Here is a 20,163-nt window from a genome sequence, read left to right as displayed (position 1 = left end):
CTGCCCAAGGTGGTACGAAGTCAGGAACCCAGTTATCCGCTTGACCGATCCACAGATTGCCAGAGTAATTCTGGTTCCAGATGGTTTTGACATTGGCGGCTAAGTAAGTGTCATTGGCTTCGATGGTGAGCTGATCTAAAGCAGTGCCATTGCTGCCGACGGCTTTATTAAAGTACACGGCGCCATTATTGGCTTTGACCGTCAGGCTATTGACGCCATCAGTCCAGTACATTGGTCCATAGTCATCAAAGACTAGAGCACCAGCATCCCCTACTTTGCCGTAAAAGTTAATATTGCCTTGGTCTGATTGCAAGCGGATGTTCTTGCCAGCAGCCCAAGGTGGTACGAAGTCAGGAACCCAGTTATCCGCTTGACCGATCCACAGATTGCCAGAGTAATTCTGGTTCCAGATGGTTTTGACATTGGCGGCTAAGTAAGTGTCATTGGCTTCGATGGTGAGCTGCAATAAGGGATTTATTCCGCCCACTTTCTTATTAACGATAACGGAACATAAACATTCGCCTCTTCCAGCGTTTAAAGTCAAACTATAAGGAGTAATGTCATCATAGCTATTTATGGTGTCATTAAAGGTAATGCTTCCACCATATGAAGATATAGCAGCATCTCTAAGCAGGACTACTGGACTATTAAAAGTAAACGATGCGCCGTTTTGATTGTTGATTGAACGATTTAGATAGATTGGGCCATCACGTTGGTACTCTTGATTACCTATGATGAAGTTTGCAAAAGGTTCGTAAGCATCAAAACCATTCCAGCCAAATACAGTGCGCTCTTGACCATTGAGCACTGACATACGAATGTTTAAGCCACCATTATTCAAATCATTCCAACCTAAGTTAATTGGAATGTCGCTATAAGTTGCAATGGCTAAAGTGCCGCCACTGCTAAAGATGGAATCACTTCTACGGGTTGTTAGGCTATCGGTGATAAAGGAGATTGTTCCGCCCAAGCCATTGAGGGTCACATTCTGACCAAGGGTAATGCTAGGGGCGGCATATTGCTGTAAGTTCAGGGTTGTAACACTGACTTTAAGATCCAATGGATTGGCACTGAAGACTTTGAGCTGTGAAAGGGGTATGTAATAACCAACATGGTCGTTTAAGACGATATTCTGAGCGCGCAAAGTAAGCGACGTACTCATTAATGGAATGGATGAAGAGCCATAATCAACACCAAAGAACTGGCAATCTGCACACCCACTAATATCATCGATAGCAGCATTAATCTTGATATTTCCGTAGCGAGAGACCAAGCTTATTGATCTTGCATCGCTAGAATTAGGATCCCCAACTAAAACTTCCCAGGCGCTATAGGTTTGATTCCCGCTGGTGCGAACGTTTCCAACAATATCAATAATGGCAGCGTTAATCTTCAGTGTACGCAACGGATTGATAGAGCCAACATCACCCATTAATACAGTTAAGAAAGAATCAATGAATAATTTTCTCTTGCCATCTACAGTGCCATAAAAATATACCGCATCTCCAGAAAGGTAGGTATTTTTAGCCAGAGTTACGGGACCAAGGTATGTTTGATCTCCATAAGTTTCGACTGAATTTGCTAAAACACTTAATCCCCTTACTGTAAGGCTTGAAGGTGATCCGGTGGAATTGATGATGCTCCCCGAATCATGCACAGCTAGTGCGGAGATAGTGATATATTTTTGAATATCGAGGGTTCCAGTTACGTCTACGCTAGAAGAATAATCAATCTTTCCGGCGCCCTTAAGAGCGAGGGTTGCGCCTTGATCAATTAATGTAGTTCCAGTGTAAGTATTTGCACCGGTTAAAGTAAGTACACCCGATGAGCCAGAAAAGGCAAAGCTAGTTGCACCACTGATAATTCCCGCTACAGTATTTTCAGTGTTGGAAGAAGTTATGGATAGCATCTCTAAATCGGCAATATTCCCGAAGATACTTACTTTTCCAGAACCCGAGTTAATAAATAGTCGGCTAGCGCTAATTTGGTTTAGCAACCCATTAATCACCACAGCGCCCGAACTACCACCCCCATCAATACCAAGTGCATTTGAGTTGAGGCTAATATTTTCTGCAGTTAACGTGACATTGCCACTATAGGTCTGGTCTCCTTGTGTATTCACATCACCACCAAGCAGAACATTACCGCTAATTGACAACTGATTAAGTGAATAAGTAGCGCCAACTGATGATCCGAACGTTGTATTTGCGGAGTTATTATGAATGATCAGGCTATAAGGGCTTGATCCAATACTATCGACAGTTGAGCTAAAGGTAATTGAATCGGAAGAAGTGAGCATAGTGTTAGCGGCTAAGGTAACAGTGCCTTCATATGACTGGTTGCCGCTAGTTGTAACACTGCCGGCCAGGACACTGTTACCCCTCACCTGTAAATTAGAGATGTTTACAGAATTAGTGATTTCACTGCTTCCGACCATTCTTAGACTAGAGCTCAAAGTGACGGTGCCGGAATACTGAAGATCTAACTTGCCTGCACCGCCAATAATTACCGATGAAGCCCCTAAGGCACTTGCACTTCTTGCCGCCAAAACACCCCTGGTAATGTAAGTAGAGGCACTATATGTATTGGATCCACTTAATATAAGGGTTCCATTATTACTAGAACTAATTAAGATTAATCCAAGTGAAATGCCACTGCCATCTTGGATAACGCCAGAGAAGTTTCCTAAAGTAGTACCTATCAAAGTTAAATATACTTGACTACCAGCAATGCTATTTGTGATGGTATTTCCAGCACCCCCGGTAATTTTTGCAATGGTAAGTGATTGGCCAAGTAGATCAAGGGTTGCGTCCCCAGACATAATGATGACCGACTTACTAGATAACGCGCTCAGATCAACAAGACCCGAACTAATCCGGATAGTCGAGCTATCCGGAAGAATCCAGGATCCAATTCCAGTTTGATCGACGGTAGTTATGCCATTACTTCCATCGGTATCCGGTATGGTTGGGTGAAATTGATTATTCAGCGCGCTACCAGTAAAAATAAATGTACGACTACCGGCACCAGATAATGCGATATTGCCCTGACTAGTAAAGTTCACTATTGAACTACTGTCGACGCCTGAGCCATTAATCGTGCCACCCAAGGCGGTAATGGTAAAAAGGCGATCAGTACTAATGGGACCGCTTCCTACATACTGCAAAGTGCCGCCATTAAAAATTAAATTTGCTGCATCACTCGATGACATACCAACACTACTAGCCACCCCACCATCGGCAAGAGATGTAACAATCAAAGTGCCATTGCTAATAGTAGTGCTGCCTGTATAAGTGTTAGCACCCGAGAGTGTTTGGGTGCCACTAGAGATAATTACACTTAATTGAGGACTGCAGCATGCAGGTGGAGATGGCTCATCCTGAATAATGCCGGCATAGTTGGTGTTGTTTCCCCGAATAGTAAGTACGCCACTTCCAGTGATGACTCCAGTATTACTTCCGGTTAAATTATTGAGGGTATAGGATTTATCTTTTGGCCAATCATTTCCATCTAAAAATAAGATCCCATCATTGGTTACGCTGCTTGAATTAGCAATACCGCCATTTCTCCAAAGATAGAGCCCGGCAGTGACATTAATTATTGTTGGTCCACTATATTCATTTGACCCAACAAATACCTGAATTTGGTGGGCCGTGCTATTCCAAATATCATTACTTCCATTTGAGACAGAAGAAATAGTTACGCCACCAGAACCTCTAATATTTCCATAAAACCAACTATAACCATCGCCGCCATGCGGATTAGTTATTAGTAAATTATTCGAGCCCAAAAGGACAGAAGAAAGACTTTGATTGTGCGCAACAAAATCAATACTTCCTAAACTTTGAATAGAAATATCACTACCGGCACCTGAGATATCGAAGATTCCATTGTCGATTACCGCAGAAGAATTAGCGATTGAGCCAGCACCAACTAAAGCTAAGGTTACGCCTTGAACAATATAGGTGTTGCCAATATAAGTGTTAACACCGGAAAGAGTCTGTGTATACCCATTGCCTGTAATCACTATATTGCCGCCAGTAACGACATCATCTTGGATCACACCACTAAAACTACCAGCTCCAGCATCAGAGCCAATCGTTAAAGTATTGCTGCCTAAAGAAGCTACTCCATAGCCCGCTCCAGGAGTTAAATCATTTAGAGATTTGATCGAGACAGGCGCAGAAGCTTTGGAGATATCAAACACCCCATCGACATTCACTGCTGAAGAGTTAGCTATTGAACCAGTGCCAGATAGTGATAGTGTTGCACCCCGAGCGATATTGGTGGCGCCCATATATGTATTGGCGCCTGAGAGGTTTAGAGTGCCGGAGCCATCCAGTGCTAAAGATATATTTCCATGAATGGATCCTGAAATAGAGCTAGACGCATTAGAAGAATTAATAGTCAATCTTGAGCTGCTGTTCGAATAACTCAAGACGACTATACCGTCAGAGCCTCTGCCACCATACCCATTTCCATTGCTTGTTCCGCCGCCACCACCATTGCCATAACCAATTGCATTTCCTCCGGGTTGGAACACAATGGTTGAGCCATTTCCACCCACCCCAGAGCCGCCAATTCCAGGCTCACCAATACCCGATCCCGCGCCACCGCCACCGGCCCCATAATACTGCTGAGCGCCTGTTAGCGAAGATGCAATTCCAGCGCCGCCATCACCAGCGTGATACCCAAGAGAAATTGGGTAAGGCATTCCAGCTGCACCACCTGCTCCGCCACCGCCGCCAGTGTAACTGCCAACGTAAGTATTGATACCTGAACTTCCAGAGTTGCCCTGACCTGGTGTGCCAAGTGCCCCAGACTTTCCAAATGATCCGCCACCACCCGAACCACCGCTAAGTGCTGGGTCGTATTGACTATAACCACCCCTACCACCGCCATAAGCATAGATGGTTGTAAATCCAGATCCAGATATAGATGAGCTACCACCCGAGGCACCAGGGCTATTCATTCCACCAGATCCACCTGCACCAATGGCAATTTGATAAGAAGTGGCTCCTGAAAAAGCTGCAGAACTAATCAATACTCCACCACCGCCACCGCCACCGCCACCATTACCAGCCCCGCCGCCACCGCCAGCAACAACCAAATAATTGGCTTGAAGTGAAGCCGCTGGAGTCCAAGTAAAAGTAGATATAGTTAAATCAAAAGAAAGCAACCCACCGTCAACAATCTGATTGCTATACGAATTACCGTTTCCAGGATTGGTTAAAGAACCATCGAACACATATGATCCATCCTTTAGAAACTGAATTACTTTTGTTAATGCACCGCTTACAACAACATTTCCAGCAATACTGACTGGCCCTGTACCGCTGCTTAGGGTAATGTCAGATGCCGCCAAAGAAAGATTGCCTCCATAATTTTGGCCGTCGGGGCCTGTTGTAGTTACATTTCCAGCTACTACAGAAGACCCGCCATTATTTACGCTTAATGATGACAGGGGTGTTGTAGCGCCCACTGACCCACCGAAAGTGACCGCTCCAGTTCCAACATTAATAGTCAGCGATTGAATGCCAGATGAGGCGGCATTGATATTTCCATTGAAAAGGACTGTTGAATCATTGCCGGCCGTGAGGGTTACAGATGCCCCAAGTACAACATCACCGTTATAGGTTTGTGCACCAAGTGTTGCGACGTTAGTGTTTAATTCAATGGTTGTTGAGGTAAAGGTTAGGGTTGCTGAGCCGGATGTTGCATTAATTGCAGAACGGATGCTGATATTGCCAGCTCCCGGCGTGCTGATTTGTACGTTAGTAGAGGCATTAAGAGCGGTATTAATAGTGTCTGCGACGGCATCGTTGATGATTAAGTCATACGGATCAATTAACCAGATACCACCCCTACCCGCATTAATACTTGATAGCAAACTGAGTGTGCCGCCAGAGGTTTCAATCAAACCACCATGTAGATTGCTTTGATTGGGGTCTAGCTGTGAGGCATTGAGAGTGGTGTATTGATCTAGGGTCGTAGATAAAGCAAAAGGCAATGTGCCGTTGCTTGCATCATTGCCAATTTTGATAGATCCACCCTGGTTATAACCAGTTGCTTCAATAGCGCTGCTGGTGATGGTGACATTATTATTTGCGGATGCGCCAAAACTACCGCCGCGACCTGCCCCGCCGTTTGTCTGAATAACGCTATTTTGAATAATGAGATCGCCATTATTGGCGATGAGAGTGATGGCGCCGCCATCTGTAGATCCATTTGCTGCAATATTGCCTGCTACGGTTATTTGATCACCTGAAAAAGCGATTACACCACCCGGGCCATTATTACCGTTCGCTTGCACTACGCTGCCAGCCTGGGTGCTGATGGTTGGGGCTGATATAAAAATAGATCCACCCGTTGTGCCATTAGCTTGCAACATGGCAAAAGATTGCAACTCAGCTAAAGTACTTCCAGTCAGGTAAATCACATTACTCTGGGCTGGCGCAATCTGAAGGCTATTTGAGTCATTCGCTGCGCTTGTGGAATAAACCCGATTAAGGCTTTGGTCAGCATTTTGTGAAGTTAAATAGGCGGGTAATTCATCTGGCCTCTTCGCTACACCATTAACAGTAATAGTTGTAGCCCCGTTGACTGGTAAGTTAGCGTTCAGAGTTAAGCCACCTGACACATAAATCGCCTGAGCCAATAACTTGATGGCATTGCCTAGGGTATTGCCAGTGTTAGCTAGGTAGTTACTTGTTTGGATGCTGCCAGCACTATAGATGGTTTGGGCTTGAACGGTTACTTCACTAGCAGTGATCGAGCTACCCACATTCAGGTATGCAATCGAGGAACTGATGATGACCGACAGGTTCTGACCACTGATATTGGCGTTCAGGTTAAAGATGCCGGCACTACTCAGAGTTAAGGTAGTCAGATTGGTGCCCGCCTTGAGGATATCGGCACCACTTGCAATCGTTAAGCTGCCGGTACCATTTTGGGTACAGGACCCGATTGGGCAGGTGTTGGTATTGCTAGTTACTTCAATAGTGACGTTACTGTTAGCTAGGACTGCAGATATGAGGCTAGCTGTTGTGGCATCAATAGTCAGATCAATTGGGTCAAGGAGCCAAGTACCGGCTTTGCCATTGGTAGCACTGGTATTGATGCTGGCTGTTGGCGTTAGGTTGACTGTGCCTTTGGAGCTGGTCTCAATAAAGCCGCCGTTACCGGAGATTGCGCCACCCATCGATTTAAGGATGCCCGCTACGGTAGTTTTGACTTCAGACCAAATCGCAATGGCTCCGCCATTACCGGAGCTGGTTGATGAAGTATCGATTAAGGCATCTTGCTCAATGGTGACCGTTCGGGCTAATTGCTTGTTTTGGGCTGCTTGGTTTGTATTGGCTTTAATACCGGCTTGGGTAGGAGCATTCACTTGCGTGCCACCGGATACTTGGGTAGAAGCTAGGCCGATATTAACCTGGCCACCATTGGTAGCGCCAGTGGCTGTCGTTTTGGAGTTTTGGGCAATGGTGATGTCATTACCGACGATATTGATCTGACCGCCTTCGGCTGTTTTGCTGTTCGCTGTTACTTTGCCAGCCTGGGTGACGGTATTGGCTACGAGCTCAATGACTCCGCCGTTGTTCACCATGCTGCTTGCAGAGATACGGCCGGTGTTTTTAATAACACTGGCCATGAGTTGATTGGCAGACCCGGCGGCAATAACCACTAAACCGCCATTAACTTCAACTACCCGCTTGTTTTCGATTAACGCGTTGTAGGTTCCGACGTCTACTTTGACGGAGATAAGCGAGTTGCCCTTAAAGTCGAGGGTAATTTGCTCACCCGCAGCCATTGCTACGGTGCCAGATCCTTTTTTGGCTAGAAGATAGCCATCATTGCGCACTTCAGGGGCTAACAAGGCAATGTAACCACCTTCGGTATTGGTAGAGATCTTGCCTTCATTGATAACTGATCCCCTGCCGTTGCCTTTGTAAGTGGATTTACCGTCCATGAAGTCTTTATTGGAGATATCCATGGTCGTTGCTACGACACCAGCGGCATTAATTTCTGCGCCTTTGCCAAACGTTACTCCGTTTGGATTTACAAAGACCACTTGTCCATTTGCTTTTACGGCGCCTTCAATCATCGATGCGGTTGCACCAGTGACGCGATTCAAAGTGACAGCATTAGCATTGGGTTGATTAAACGTAACTGATGCATTTTTACCGACATTAAAACTATCCCAGTTCACAACAGCGCGTTGCGAAGTTTGGTTCACAGTCATTGCTGCAGTTGTGGGGGTTTGGGTTTGGGAAATGGCAGCGTTTCCGGCGACGACTCTTCCGTTTGTGGGGAGAGCACTTGGAAGATTTGGGACAGTGGGATTTGCTGCCGCAACAATGCCGATGAATAAATTTCCAGCCAAAAATGCTATGAAAGTTGAAGCAAGGCCGGTTAGAGAAATTTTCTTGGCTTTAGTGCTAATGGAATTTTTGCACCAAGAAAATGCCAAATGACCTATAAAGGTGAGGAAATTTTGCTTAGAAAGCAGGTCTTGGGAAAAGCGGGTTGAGTTTGTTTGCTGATCGTTTTGATCAGAAAATTTGGTCCAGAAATTTTTATCTAAACCGAACACCTTCAACATAAAAGTGTTGGTTGAAAAACAAACTAAACATATGGTTTTTTCAACTTAATAAGTTTTGAAATAATTAATTAATTGAAGTCTTAATCAACCCCTTAATTAACACCCCAATTTTAAGCAAAATAGGCTCATTTATCAAATATGCCAAAGCCCCTCCCGCCAGCCTAATATCTATAAGGGCTTAATTTTTGGGTATAAATATATTAATGATGATTTCAATAAAATTCGGTAATTTCAGGCCTTCTTCCCCGACAGAAAATATCTATTAAATTTAGATTTTGATATCAGGTTTAGTTGATTTTTGTGGCGCTGGTGTTGGCGGAATTTGATTCTGAAATTTGCTTTGTGCTGCCTCTTGCATCACACGCCTGATGACAACATTTGCACCAGACAAGCTAAATCGATTCACTGCAAATGCGCCTGATTGAAGTGCTACCGCAAAGCAAATCGCCTCTCCATTTTGAATGCCCTTAAGCACTTCATCAAACGGCTTGAGAATCTGAAATAGATTTCCATTGATTTGCGTGCACTCCATCGTCAGAGCAGAAGAAATCGGTGGTCCGTTCATGAGAACGGAATACTTTTCTCCTGGTGTGCAACGTAGGCTTTGATGCAGATAAAAAAGACACTGCTCTCCTGAGCAAAACATCCCAAAAGAAGATTGAGGTCCGTTAACGGTGTATGCCTCATTCACTTGACCATTGAGTTCGGCGACCCAATTCTGGACAGCAATTTTCTCACCAGCCTTAGCAATCCCTGATAGCGTTGCAAATAACAACAATATACTAATCAATAACTGCTTCATTGCACTACCCTCGCCATCTCTCGCAAACGCTTAATGGTCTCTGCAAGATATTGCTGAATAATGGCCTGTCTTAGCTGATTCTTTGAAGCATCAAAGCTAGGGATCTTGGATGATCGGGTATCTTCTACCTGAATAATGACCCAGGCGTTTGAAAGCTTGATTGGCGTCTTGTTATAGCCACCCTTACCTAGAGTTCCCACAACATCTGCAATTGGAGAAGCTAACTGTGCAGGACTAACCCAGCCTAAAGACCCGCCCTGCTGTTTTGTGGCGGTATCCAAGGACACCTCCTTAGCCACTTTGGCAAAAGAATCGCCATTTTGTAGACGCCCAACCGTTGCAATAGCCTCAGATTCGGATTTAAGGATAATTTGGCTAATTTTGTATTGAGTTGCCTGGTCTGAACCCCCACCAAGATATTGCTTTTGCTTTTCGTACTCTTCTTTTAGCTTTTCATTGGTAATGGGGTTTTTCTTGAGATGGTCCTCTATTAAGACCTGAAGGTAAAGGTTTTGACGAAGCTGTGTAATCTGATCTTGTAGGTCAACTTCTTTATCTAAACCCTGCTTCACTACGTCTTGCGCAATGAGTTGGCGGTTAATGAGTTCATTTTTGATAGATTCACGTAACTGGGGAGTATCTTTTTGACCCTGAGCTAGAGCTGCTTGAAGGTTGAGATTAAATAAGCCTTGCGTGATCGGTACACCATTAACCGTGGCTATGAACTCAAAATCAGCTTTAGGATCAGACTTAGTGGCTGATTGAGCTTCGGACTTAATCTCTGTCTTGGCGTTAGATTTCGTTTGAGCACTAACAGTGCTTACCGCGGATATGCCAATCAATACTACTAAAGCAAATTGTTTGAGCGCCATAAGTGGTTTACTTCAGCGAGTTATGTGATTAGAACTGATAGCTACCAGTAAACCACCCACGTGGATTGGTTGTGGTGCCATCAGTAGCGACCTGCTGACCAGTCGAACTATACAAAGGATTCTTGCCAATTTGCCAAGCTACCATTGCCCCTAAGTTCCAACCCTCCCAATCCCATTTCAAACCAAGGCCTGCGCCTTGCAAGGAATAGGTATTGTTCGCATTAGTTAGGCCTTGCCAGTTTTGATAGGTATTTTTATATTGCTGCACTAAACCTACGTCATAGAACATGCTCGCAGTAATGCGCTCAGGAAATTGATGTCGCAACTCAATGGTGCCAATACCACCTTGTGATCCACCGCCTTGTGCAACTGGGTAAGCACGTACAGCATACGGTCCACCCATATAAATTTGCTCTGCAGAATTTAAGTTCACAGAAGAAAACTGTCCGCTTACTGCAACATAGGCAGTCGTTGTTCCATCTTCACTTAACTGCTGCGTGCGATTGCCTGCAAAGGTGAACTTTGTAAAGCTAGAAGGCGTATATAAACCATAGCCCGGCACACTAGTTGACAGAATATCTAAGTTACCAAACACGGCAGCGAGTGATCCCGAGCTAATGCCGCCACCAGCCAAGCTGTCGTAATGATTCCCTGAGATACCAACCGTTGCATTTCGGATGTTGTAGGCGCTGATAGTTGTTAATGTCTGACTATTCTTATTGGTGTACTCTTTAATATCATAGTTAGCGGTAACGTTCACGTTAGTGCCTTGAGAACGTACCAATGGGTATGCGGCACTTACGCCTGTAGTCCACGCATCACCATAACCAGCATTAGCAGTATTGGCGTAATTGCTGACGTTCTTGTAGTTCAGAAAAGTTCCAGCAACGCCTAAGCGCAGCCCATCTTTAGATGCTGGTAAAGAGTAGGCGCCTTGCACATATTGTGAGCCTTCTGAATAAATACCATTCACTGATATTTGATCGCCAATACCTAATGGATTGATTCCACTTAAGGCAATCACCCCCTGATTGGCTCCAGTCGTTCTACTGCCGTAGTTATTCGCCTCTACCCTGCCTTGGTACCACTGCGGTTCGGTGAGCTGCAAACGCAAGGCGGTCTCGCCATCTTTCTCGCCAGGCTCTAATTGGCTAGTGACCATAACACCAGGCGTCTCATTGAGAATAATCAAGGCACGTTCTACTGCTTCGGCATTTAAAGGCTGCCCGAGTGGATTAGCGTAAGTAATATATTCAGCAGTAGTATCTTTACTAAAGCGTGTTGGACCATTGGGGGTGTCAACAATGACGCTACTTAACTTGGCTTCTGTTACTAGGATTTTCACAACGCCATTAGCAATTTTTTGCGGCGGCAAGATTGCCTGAACTGTGAAGCCACTCTTACGATAAAAATCCACCACAGCATCACAGGCTTTCTGCAAATCATCAAAACTAACAGCGCGACCGACCCATGGCTTTAATACTTCTTGAATGCTAGCTTCTGGAAGAATGCTGATGCCTTCCAATGCAAACTGCTTTACCTGAAAAGTAAGTTCATCTTTGCGTGGCTCACCCGGACGAGTACCCTCTTTTGAGCTGGGCTCTGGAAGCGCTAAGGGCGATGGTAGTGGTAACTGTTTTTCTAAGTTCTGTTGCAATGCACCGGCATCCACTTGCGCAAATACAGAGCCAGAGGAAATCAAGCTAATTGCCACCAAGGCATAGATTGATTTATGAAAGCGGGTAGATTGCGTTATGGACATCGAGATAGAACCGTTAAAGATAAATATTAGCTGTATGTGATTGATAATAAGTCAGAAAGGTAGCTATGCGCTAGTTACCTTTAGTAATCTTAGTGGTCTGCATCAAGGCATTGACGGCTTCCTGGCGCTTTTGCTGAATAAGGGACTGAGCAATAGTATTTTTTGCCTGATCAAAGGTAGGCATGACGAAAGGTCTGACATCATCCACTTTGATGATGTGCCAACCATTAGCTGTTTTTACAGGGGTTTGCGTGATCTTGCCCTTGGTCAGATTAGGAACCAAATCACTGATCGGAGGCGTTAATTGCGTTGGAAGTGCCCATCCAACAATACCCCCTTGTTGACCAGAGTTTTGATCTAAGGATTTTGCTTTAGCCAGATCTGCAAAAGAAGCACCATTATTGATTTGCTTAATAAGCTCAGCCCCTTCGGACTCGTTAGCAACCACGATTTGAGAAACCAAATACTCTTTTGAGTTCTTCGGATCCTTGCTGAGCTCTACTTGTTTATCGTAGACAGCCCGAACATCATCATTGGTTACTGGGTGATCCGCAAAGTATTGGGAAAACCAGATATCCATCATGGCATTTTGTTCTGCCATCTTAATCTTAAAGGCATTGTTACCTTTAGTCAGAAGACCTGTCTTCTTGGCATCTTGCGCTACAGCTTCACGTAGAACGAGATCATTCAGAATCGATTGACGAAGCTCGGGAGTGTCTTTAGCCCCTTCAGATACAGATACCGAAACCCATTGATCTACTTGGGCATTGGTAATTTTGGCGCCATTAACGGTTAGCAGAGTTTTGGAGGGCTGAGCCTGAACGGAGTTCAGGAAAAAGCATGTTGCTGCTAATAGGATTGGGATTAATTTAGATTTCATGAATTACTCTTGGCCTTTTTAAGACGGTCCATCAACATTTGCCCCATGATCTCAGGGCGACCTTCGAAAATACGCTGCACCTTATCTGGTCCAGCATGCTTACGTCTGAGTTCATTGCGTAACCCATGATTTTCAGCAAGCTTGACCGCTGCTTTAATGTAATCCTCTGTAGTGGTAGCGACTAACCAGTTGGGCATACCGAAGCGCTCAAATAGGCCTTGGTCGATATGCTCATTCACTTCCCTGCCCGTCTTACAAACACCAATCAAACCAGCGGTGACTGTATCGATAATCCCGTTGGTATTACCAAATGGGAATGGATTGATATACATATCGCACTTACGCACTATTTCCATATACTCTTTGTAGCCACGGTGGGCATACACAATGGCGTAATCACCCAATACATTGCGCACTACCCGCTTGACTTGTTCGTAGACCATGCCTTGTGCAAAAGCCACCGCAAAATGAAATCTCACAGGCACTTTGCTACGTGTAGCAATTTCTTTGCAAGCATTGAGAAACTCTGGATTGATCTTCATGGCTGATGCTGCGACCACTATATCCACTACTTCCGGTTTTTCCCGAATAATCGGTGGCTCAGGGTTTTGACTTGCTAATCCTGATGGGCGATATGGCATGCCATCATTCGGCAGAACTAATAATTCCTCGCTAAAGCACTCAGGATCGCCAACGTAATCCTCTTCTACCACCACATAATCCATTGAGGCGGAATGTGAAGTTGCTGGATGACCTAAGGCCATTGCCGTCACTGGTGCCAAACGAATATTGGCAAGCATCATCGTCAGTGGGAACATGCCAACGCTGGGCATGTAAAAGACTTGAGCTTCACGTTCTTGTGCAACATTTCTAATTTGAGAAATCTGCTCTTGTAAAGAGCCTTGTTTAATCTCAATCCACTCGTCAAAGACTGCATGACCAACAGCATCGGTTGCATTGGCCAGCCCCATACCAACAATATGGAACAGCTCTTTTGCGGCTTCAAGGGTTCTTGAGTGTGTACGGTAAATAGAGTGACCTGCGTTAAACCACTCCATCACGACAAGCATAGTGGGCTTCTGCCCTTTCTTGGCTGGCAAAACTGGAGTTTCTAGGGGAAGCAGCTTATAAGTTTCTAGCCAACGCTCAATCAAAGTATTGATGGCGCCCTTGATTTCATGTTTATCTGCACGATCTGCATAACTACAGTGCATATAGACGTCATGCATGATGCCAAATGGCAAGGCTTCTAGTGTTTCTATTTCTGGAAGCTTTTCTGTCAACCAAGGTAGGAGTACTTCGCGCTTGTTGTGTGCCTGCGGGGAACCCAAAAAGCGTGGCGATAAGAGCGCCATACCTAATGAGGAAGCCAGGTATTTATTGGCATCCCATAATTTATCTATCTCCAAAATAATCTCAGATTCTGGCAGATAGAGCAGTGCAAACTTGGGCAAATCTTGCGCGGTGACTTCTAGGTGACCTAAATTCCCCTTACCGGCTAAGTTCAATGCGCGCACTACATGATCCGCATTCAGAAATAGTGTAGATCCAAATATGGTTGCGAACCAACGCTGCAGAGTAAATAGCGAAGTTAAGCTTTGCGGGGCAAAGTGAAAATCTTTATCCGAGAACAAGCAAGAGATAGCTGATGCTAAACGCACACCAACGTGGGCCTCGCGCTCAGCTTCAGAAATCCCTGCCAAGGGCTGCGCCTGAAACTGCATTCCTGGTACGCCATAACTACTATCCAAAATGGATAGTAGGTTGACAAGCATCCTAGCTGCCTCTTCATGCTGACGACTGTATGCCGTATGTTCAAAATCTTCAAGCTTAAAAACCATTTAATACTTTCATGAGCAGCTCAAGCGCATCTTATTTGCTTGAGCAGGAATTAGAATCTGACGGGGTGCAACTTATATCAGACGCATCACTAACCAAAGTGTTTGAGCCTTTCTTAGTACCTTGACTAGATGATGCGCCACCCGATTTTGATGTGCCCTCATTCGCCGACGGTCCATCCACTTTTGCCGCTCCATCTCCCATGGCTGAAATACCTGCTTTGGTTAGTAATTCACTCATCGGCAAACCGCCTACAGGCGAGCTATCTACCTTTACACCCAAGTCACTCATCGGCGAACTGCCTGGCCTTGTCACTGTATCGCCCATCGATACAGAAACCCCGCCAGTGCTCATGGCAATATCACTGGCCGTTGTCTTCATATACTGTATAGCCTGCTGTGCCTGGTTCATATTCAAGGCGTATTGAGCAATACCCGAATTATTCTGTGCAAGCAAAGTCACCTTAGTCTGGTTTGTCTCAACCAAGTTACTTTGGGTAATTTGAGGGGCAATATTTTGAACTTGCGGTGGAGCCGGTGGTGGCGGATCAGGGATATGATAAATATTTGCTGGATGTAAATTTGCCAAATTACTTCCTAAATTTGCCCCTGAGGCCAATGCAAAAGTAGTATTCGATAGACCGCCTAAAGATCCATTGGATCCCGTAATCATTTCAATGGTGCCATTTTGGCTAGTCAATGTGTTGGCACCATTTAAGGAAATATTATTAGCCGTATAGGTTTGATTGCCAATCGTATTTACCGAGCCATTTAAATTGAGCTGACCCGTAGGGAAGCTAATGTCAGCAACCAGTGGATTGCTGTTACCCGTGGTGTTGGTATTTTGCTGACCTTGAATAGTCTTCAAATTAGCCAACGGAACGAGCAAACCAATATTGCCAGTGCTAATTACAGGGGCTACTGACTCACCAGGCAGGTTAACGGCTGCCAATACCAAAGAATCTTGTCCGGCGGTAGCGCCATTAATATCGCCTTTAACAATGATCGACGGATCCATTGACAACAATAGACGGATATTTCCGTTGCTGCCATTGCCGCCAATCACAACGGAGCCAGTATATTGCTGGGCTCCAAATGTACTCACATCAGCATTTAATTGAATATTTTGTGCTTTAACTTCCATTTCATATGGACTAAAGCTAGCACGACTATAGTTTGCATATGGAATGTACTGGGTTGAGCCATTTTGGACGCTCGCAATATTTTGTCCAACCTGATTATTAAATAGCACTGTACCGTTTGCAGCAGAAATGACTAAATCGCGTTGAGCAGCCGCTGAATCCAGACCAGCACTAATGGTGCCGTTAAAGCTAATATTGCCGGCACTACTATAGAAGTTCGAGATTGCAGAACTATTAGCTGTTGATGGCGTTCCAGAACTTAAGAATGTCAAATCACCGTTGTATGTTTGGTTACCAGTTGTATTCACCAAGCCGCCAAATATGGAGGCTCCATTCACCGTCATGTCACCACCAGTTGTTACATTGCTTGCAAAGTTAGCAGCACCCGTTACAACTACATTACCACCTGCGCTAGTGCTGCCCGTTACTGAAATACCATTATTAGCAATTAAATTACCGCCAGCATTGATATTTCCTAAGGCGGTTACATAGCCATTTGCTGTAAATGCATTGGTAATATTGGCATTATTCGATAAGGTGACATTGCCGCTAGTAGTCAAGCTTGATACCGCCACGCCTGAAGCAAATGAAAGATTACCGCCAGCAGAGATCAAGGTTGCATTACCCATTGCATTGGCACTTGCAAGGGTTAAGTTATAAGCACCAATATCAACGGCTCCAGTAATGGAGTTATTGCCAGAAATTGTTAAGTTCCCAACGCCACGTTGCGTAATAACGCCTGCGCCCGACACATTATTGGTCAAGTTAAATGGATTGGCTGATGCAAAAATAATGTTACCGCTATTGCTAATATTGCTTCCGGTGATGCCAACCTGATCACTGTTATATACAACCGATGCATTCGTCGGAATAATGACGCGCGCGACGTTATTGCCATCCGGAATAGCTCCGCCTGCCCAGTTAGAGGCTGATGACCAATTACCGCTAGTATTGCCACCAACATAGGTTACGCAAGATAGTTGAGTAATGGTGCCGACGTTATCTGTCAAGGTGTTGATAGTTAATGCATAGTTACGCGCATCAGCACCAATCAGACCCATACTTAAGGTCACCGACTTATTGGCACCGACATTTCGGTCTGCATAGCTACCAGATCCAATCAAACCAACTGCGTCATTGGTCAGTACGCCAGCAAGTGTCTGGTTGAATGATAGATTCGCAGCTGTAATACTGGTACTACCGTCATATACCTTGGTGATCGACTGAACACCTAAATTATTATTTAAAGACTTCGGCGTAATAGTGATCGCACCAGCTACAGCCAAATTATTAAAGTTATTGCCAACAATAGTTAAGTTAGAAGCATTTAGGTTGTAACCACCTACCTGCAAGTTATTTGATGAGCTAAATGAACCATTTATAGCGCTTAAGTTAAAGTAAGCAGCTCCCCCTGCACCATCAATGACTGATACCGTGCCATTAAAGGATGATGCCAATGCAGTAACAATAGTTCCGTTGTGCAGATACTGCGCCGTCAAATTATAAGTAGGCGTAGTTCCATAGGCCGCAGTGACATTGGTTGCCTTTATGGCCAATACATCAGCAGGAACAATCGTGTAGTTACCGGCTTGGTAGTTAATGTTGTAGTTGCTTGCAGACCAGTTTGAAGCGACCAAGACACCAGTGTAGTTACCAGCTCCGTTTATAACTGCATTGGTTCTTGTAATCGTACCCGTTGACAATACTGAGGCTGTCTCACCAGCCACAAATCCGCTGTAAACAACGCCACCGTATCCAGCTTGATCACTTTGGGTGACAAACTTCAAATCATTTACTACGCCAACCGTTAGATTTGCTTTGGTAATCACACCACCGGTGGCATCAGCAACGCTCACACGGTAGTTTGCACCAGCATTGTCATCGCTAATGACCACTGAGTTTAGGGTAACTGTCTTATTGGCACCTGCATTTTTATCGCTATAGGTGATTGCGGCAGAGCTTACTCGGTCGCCACCAACCAACTGTGCCGACAAGGCAGTCAAGTCAGAAGCTGTGGCTAGCTGAATCGTGGCGCCATCGTAGGCCTTGGTTGCATTAGGCGCAACAATAGTCACATTCAATGGCACCACAGTCACACTTGTATTGGCTGCATTTAATAATTCATAATTTCCAAGGCTAGAGCCATTAACCCCAGATAGACTCAAGCCATTCAGACTAGACAAGGTTTGATTTGCCTGTACGTTCTTTGTCGTCATCGTTGCAGCACCAGTAGCTGCAAATGTCTCACCATTGACGCCGCTAACGGTTAGATTTGAGCCAACAATAGCGCTTGAGCCATCGTAAACTTTATAACCCAGGGCAGAAAGTTGCGCCTTGTTAATCATTAATGTGCCATTAGCCGCCAAAAAGTCATAATTGGCTGCCGCTAAATTACCCGTATTACCTGCAATGCTGTAGTTACCTACGTTGGTTGTAGCATTTGCTGCATTTGACCCAAGCGCAGCACCAGCAATAGCCGCAGTTGTTGAATTTTCACCATTCACAAAACCAGTAATCGTTTGAGTAAATGTTGGGTTAGCAGAACCATACACGCGAGATTGATCATCTGCGGTTACTGTGAGATGCGCTTTATTAATCGTCAATGTACCGTTGGCAGCAGTAAAGTTATAGTTAGCTGCACTTAAATTGCCAACGCTACTTGCAATCGTGTAATTACCTACCCCTGTCAGATTTGTTGCTGTAGTGCTAGCTGCACTAGAACCACCGACATGCGCGGTAAGTGCAGTCTCCCCGTTCACAAAACCGGTCATAGATTGCGTTAAGGTTGGATTAGTCTGACCATACAAGCGAGTTTGATTGTCCGCGGAAACAGTTACTAATGCCTTGGCGATATTGAGCGTGCCATTAGTACCAGTCAATACATAGTTAGTTTCTGTGCCGACGGTAACGGCATTGATATAGATACCAGCATTGGTGCCATTAGCTCCGGTTGCACTGATACTGCTTAAATTAGCAACCGTATCAGTACCCTGCAAGCCAGAGACATTAAACCCTGAAATATTTTGTATTACTCCGGTATAAGCAGTATTGGCACCATTACCAGTCACCGATAGAGCAGCTTTGGCAATGGTCAATGTGCCATTGCCAAAATGGAGGTTGTAGTTAGTAGCAGTACCATTTGCCTGAGTCACATAGGTACCAGCATTTGTACCGGATCCACCAGCGCTCACATTTGTTAATACGGCTATCGTTTCGTTATTGACAAAACCGCTACCCGTAAAGCCTGTTACGCTCTGCTGACTACCGTTGTAAGTCAGGTTTGCGCTATTAGCAGTAACGGTCAGGTTGGCTGGATTGATTGTGAGGTTGCCGGCCGCATAAGTAATGTTGTAGTTACCAACCGAGCCGGTTCTCAAGGTTTGGTTACTTGCTGTCAAACTATAACTACCTACGTTGCTACTAGCATTCGCTGCGCTAGTAACTGTGGCATTACCCAAGGTGTCGCCGTTATACAGAGTACTACCAGAATTTAAAGTGACAGTGCCCGTAGTTGGGTTTGCCCCACCATAGGTGCGGCTTTGATTGTCAGCGACCACAGTAATGTTAGCCGGTGTGACCTGTAAATTGCCATCTATATAGCTAATGTTGTAGTTTGAAGTGCTAAAGCTAGCATTATTAGTTACATTGCTTGCAGTAATACTGTAGTTACCTAGGTTCGTAGTTACCGCACTACCATTGCTACTTAAAGTGACACCGCCGATTGACTGGTTATTCACCAAGCCAGATGTTGCGTATCCTGTTGAAGTCAAGTTTGTGCCTAAACCGTACTGGGTTACCGCGCTGTTTGCTGTAATCGTTAGATTAGCTGGAGTAATCGATGCGGATGTTCCAGGCTGACCACCTACACCCCAATTGAGTTCGGTTGTTTGCAGTGCATAGTCACTCAAGGTGCTAGTGTGATTTCCACCAACAGTTGCAATAGTCAAATTCGTTGTAGAAACACTGCTTGCATTAACAACATTAGCATTGTTATAAGCGGCATAACTGAGATTGCTGAGAGTGAGTGTATCTCCGACTACTAGTCCAGTGATAGTGATATTTCCTAAACCAACCGTAGCATTTGCATTGCCGTCATAGACCTTGCTGATGTTGCCGGTGGCGCTCAAGGTTAGGGTTGCTGCGGTGATATTAGCGTTAGTACCCGCTTGACCACCACTACCCCATGTGAGGTTGTTGGTTTGCAAGTTGTAGTCAGTCGTCGCGCTGGCGCTATTACCGGCGATGCTCGCTAGCGATAAGTT

The 20,163-nt window shown here is 45.0% G+C and carries 7 protein-coding genes; all 7 read right to left on the bottom strand.

The genetic code is table 11. From position 1 onward, the window contains the following. Positions 1–8,386 (bottom strand): filamentous hemagglutinin N-terminal domain-containing protein (locus ICN39_RS09585; RefSeq protein ID WP_216233812.1); only part of this gene is annotated, 8,386 nt, incomplete at its 3' end. A gap of 487 nt (positions 8,387–8,873) precedes the next feature. Then, positions 8,874–9,407 carry a hypothetical protein gene (locus ICN39_RS09580; RefSeq protein WP_216233811.1) on the bottom strand — a complete coding sequence of 178 codons (534 nt, stop codon included), beginning with the start codon at positions 9,405–9,407 and terminating at the stop codon, positions 8,874–8,876. Then, a complete protein-coding gene (locus ICN39_RS09575; protein ID WP_216233810.1) occupies positions 9,404–10,279 on the bottom strand; it encodes a peptidylprolyl isomerase in 876 nt (291 codons plus the stop codon). The genes ICN39_RS09580 and ICN39_RS09575 overlap by 4 nt, the downstream gene beginning before the upstream one ends. A gap of 28 nt (positions 10,280–10,307) precedes the next feature. Continuing rightward, entirely contained in the window at positions 10,308–12,041 is a 1,734-nt protein-coding gene (locus ICN39_RS09570) for a ShlB/FhaC/HecB family hemolysin secretion/activation protein (RefSeq protein ID WP_216233809.1), read from the bottom strand. Between the two features lie 70 nt (positions 12,042–12,111). Further along, the gene (locus ICN39_RS09565) at positions 12,112–12,921 is read right to left on the bottom strand and encodes a peptidylprolyl isomerase (RefSeq protein WP_216233808.1); all 810 of its coding nucleotides are present in this window, start codon (positions 12,919–12,921) and stop codon (positions 12,112–12,114) included. Beyond that, positions 12,918–14,762 (bottom strand): peptide transporter, encoded by a 1,845-nt coding sequence (locus ICN39_RS09560; protein ID WP_216233807.1) that lies wholly within the window; start codon positions 14,760–14,762, stop codon positions 12,918–12,920. The genes ICN39_RS09565 and ICN39_RS09560 overlap by 4 nt, the downstream gene beginning before the upstream one ends. Positions 14,763–14,793: 31 nt before the next feature. After that, a partial coding sequence (locus ICN39_RS09555) for an S-layer family protein (protein WP_216233806.1) occupies positions 14,794–20,163 on the bottom strand: 5,370 nt, incomplete at its 5' end.

This window comes from Polynucleobacter sp. AP-Reno-20A-A9, assembly GCF_018882085.1.
In the GTDB taxonomy this organism is placed as follows: domain Bacteria; phylum Pseudomonadota; class Gammaproteobacteria; order Burkholderiales; family Burkholderiaceae; genus Polynucleobacter.
The sequence above is the reverse complement of the archived record's forward strand: the minus strand, read 5'-3'. Positions and strand labels throughout refer to the sequence as shown.

What these genes read in the sequence shown, in the direction of transcription:
- ICN39_RS09580 (WP_216233811.1), bottom strand. Translation starts at nt 9,407, where the DNA reads ATGAAGCAGTTATTGATTAGTATATTGTTGTTATTTGCAACGCTATCA.
- ICN39_RS09575 (WP_216233810.1), bottom strand. Translation starts at nt 10,279, where the DNA reads ATGGCGCTCAAACAATTTGCTTTAGTAGTATTGATTGGCATATCCGCG.
- ICN39_RS09570 (WP_216233809.1), bottom strand. Translation starts at nt 12,041, where the DNA reads ATGTCCATAACGCAATCTACCCGCTTTCATAAATCAATCTATGCCTTG.
- ICN39_RS09565 (WP_216233808.1), bottom strand. Translation starts at nt 12,921, where the DNA reads ATGAAATCTAAATTAATCCCAATCCTATTAGCAGCAACATGCTTTTTC.
- ICN39_RS09560 (WP_216233807.1), bottom strand. Translation starts at nt 14,762, where the DNA reads ATGGTTTTTAAGCTTGAAGATTTTGAACATACGGCATACAGTCGTCAG.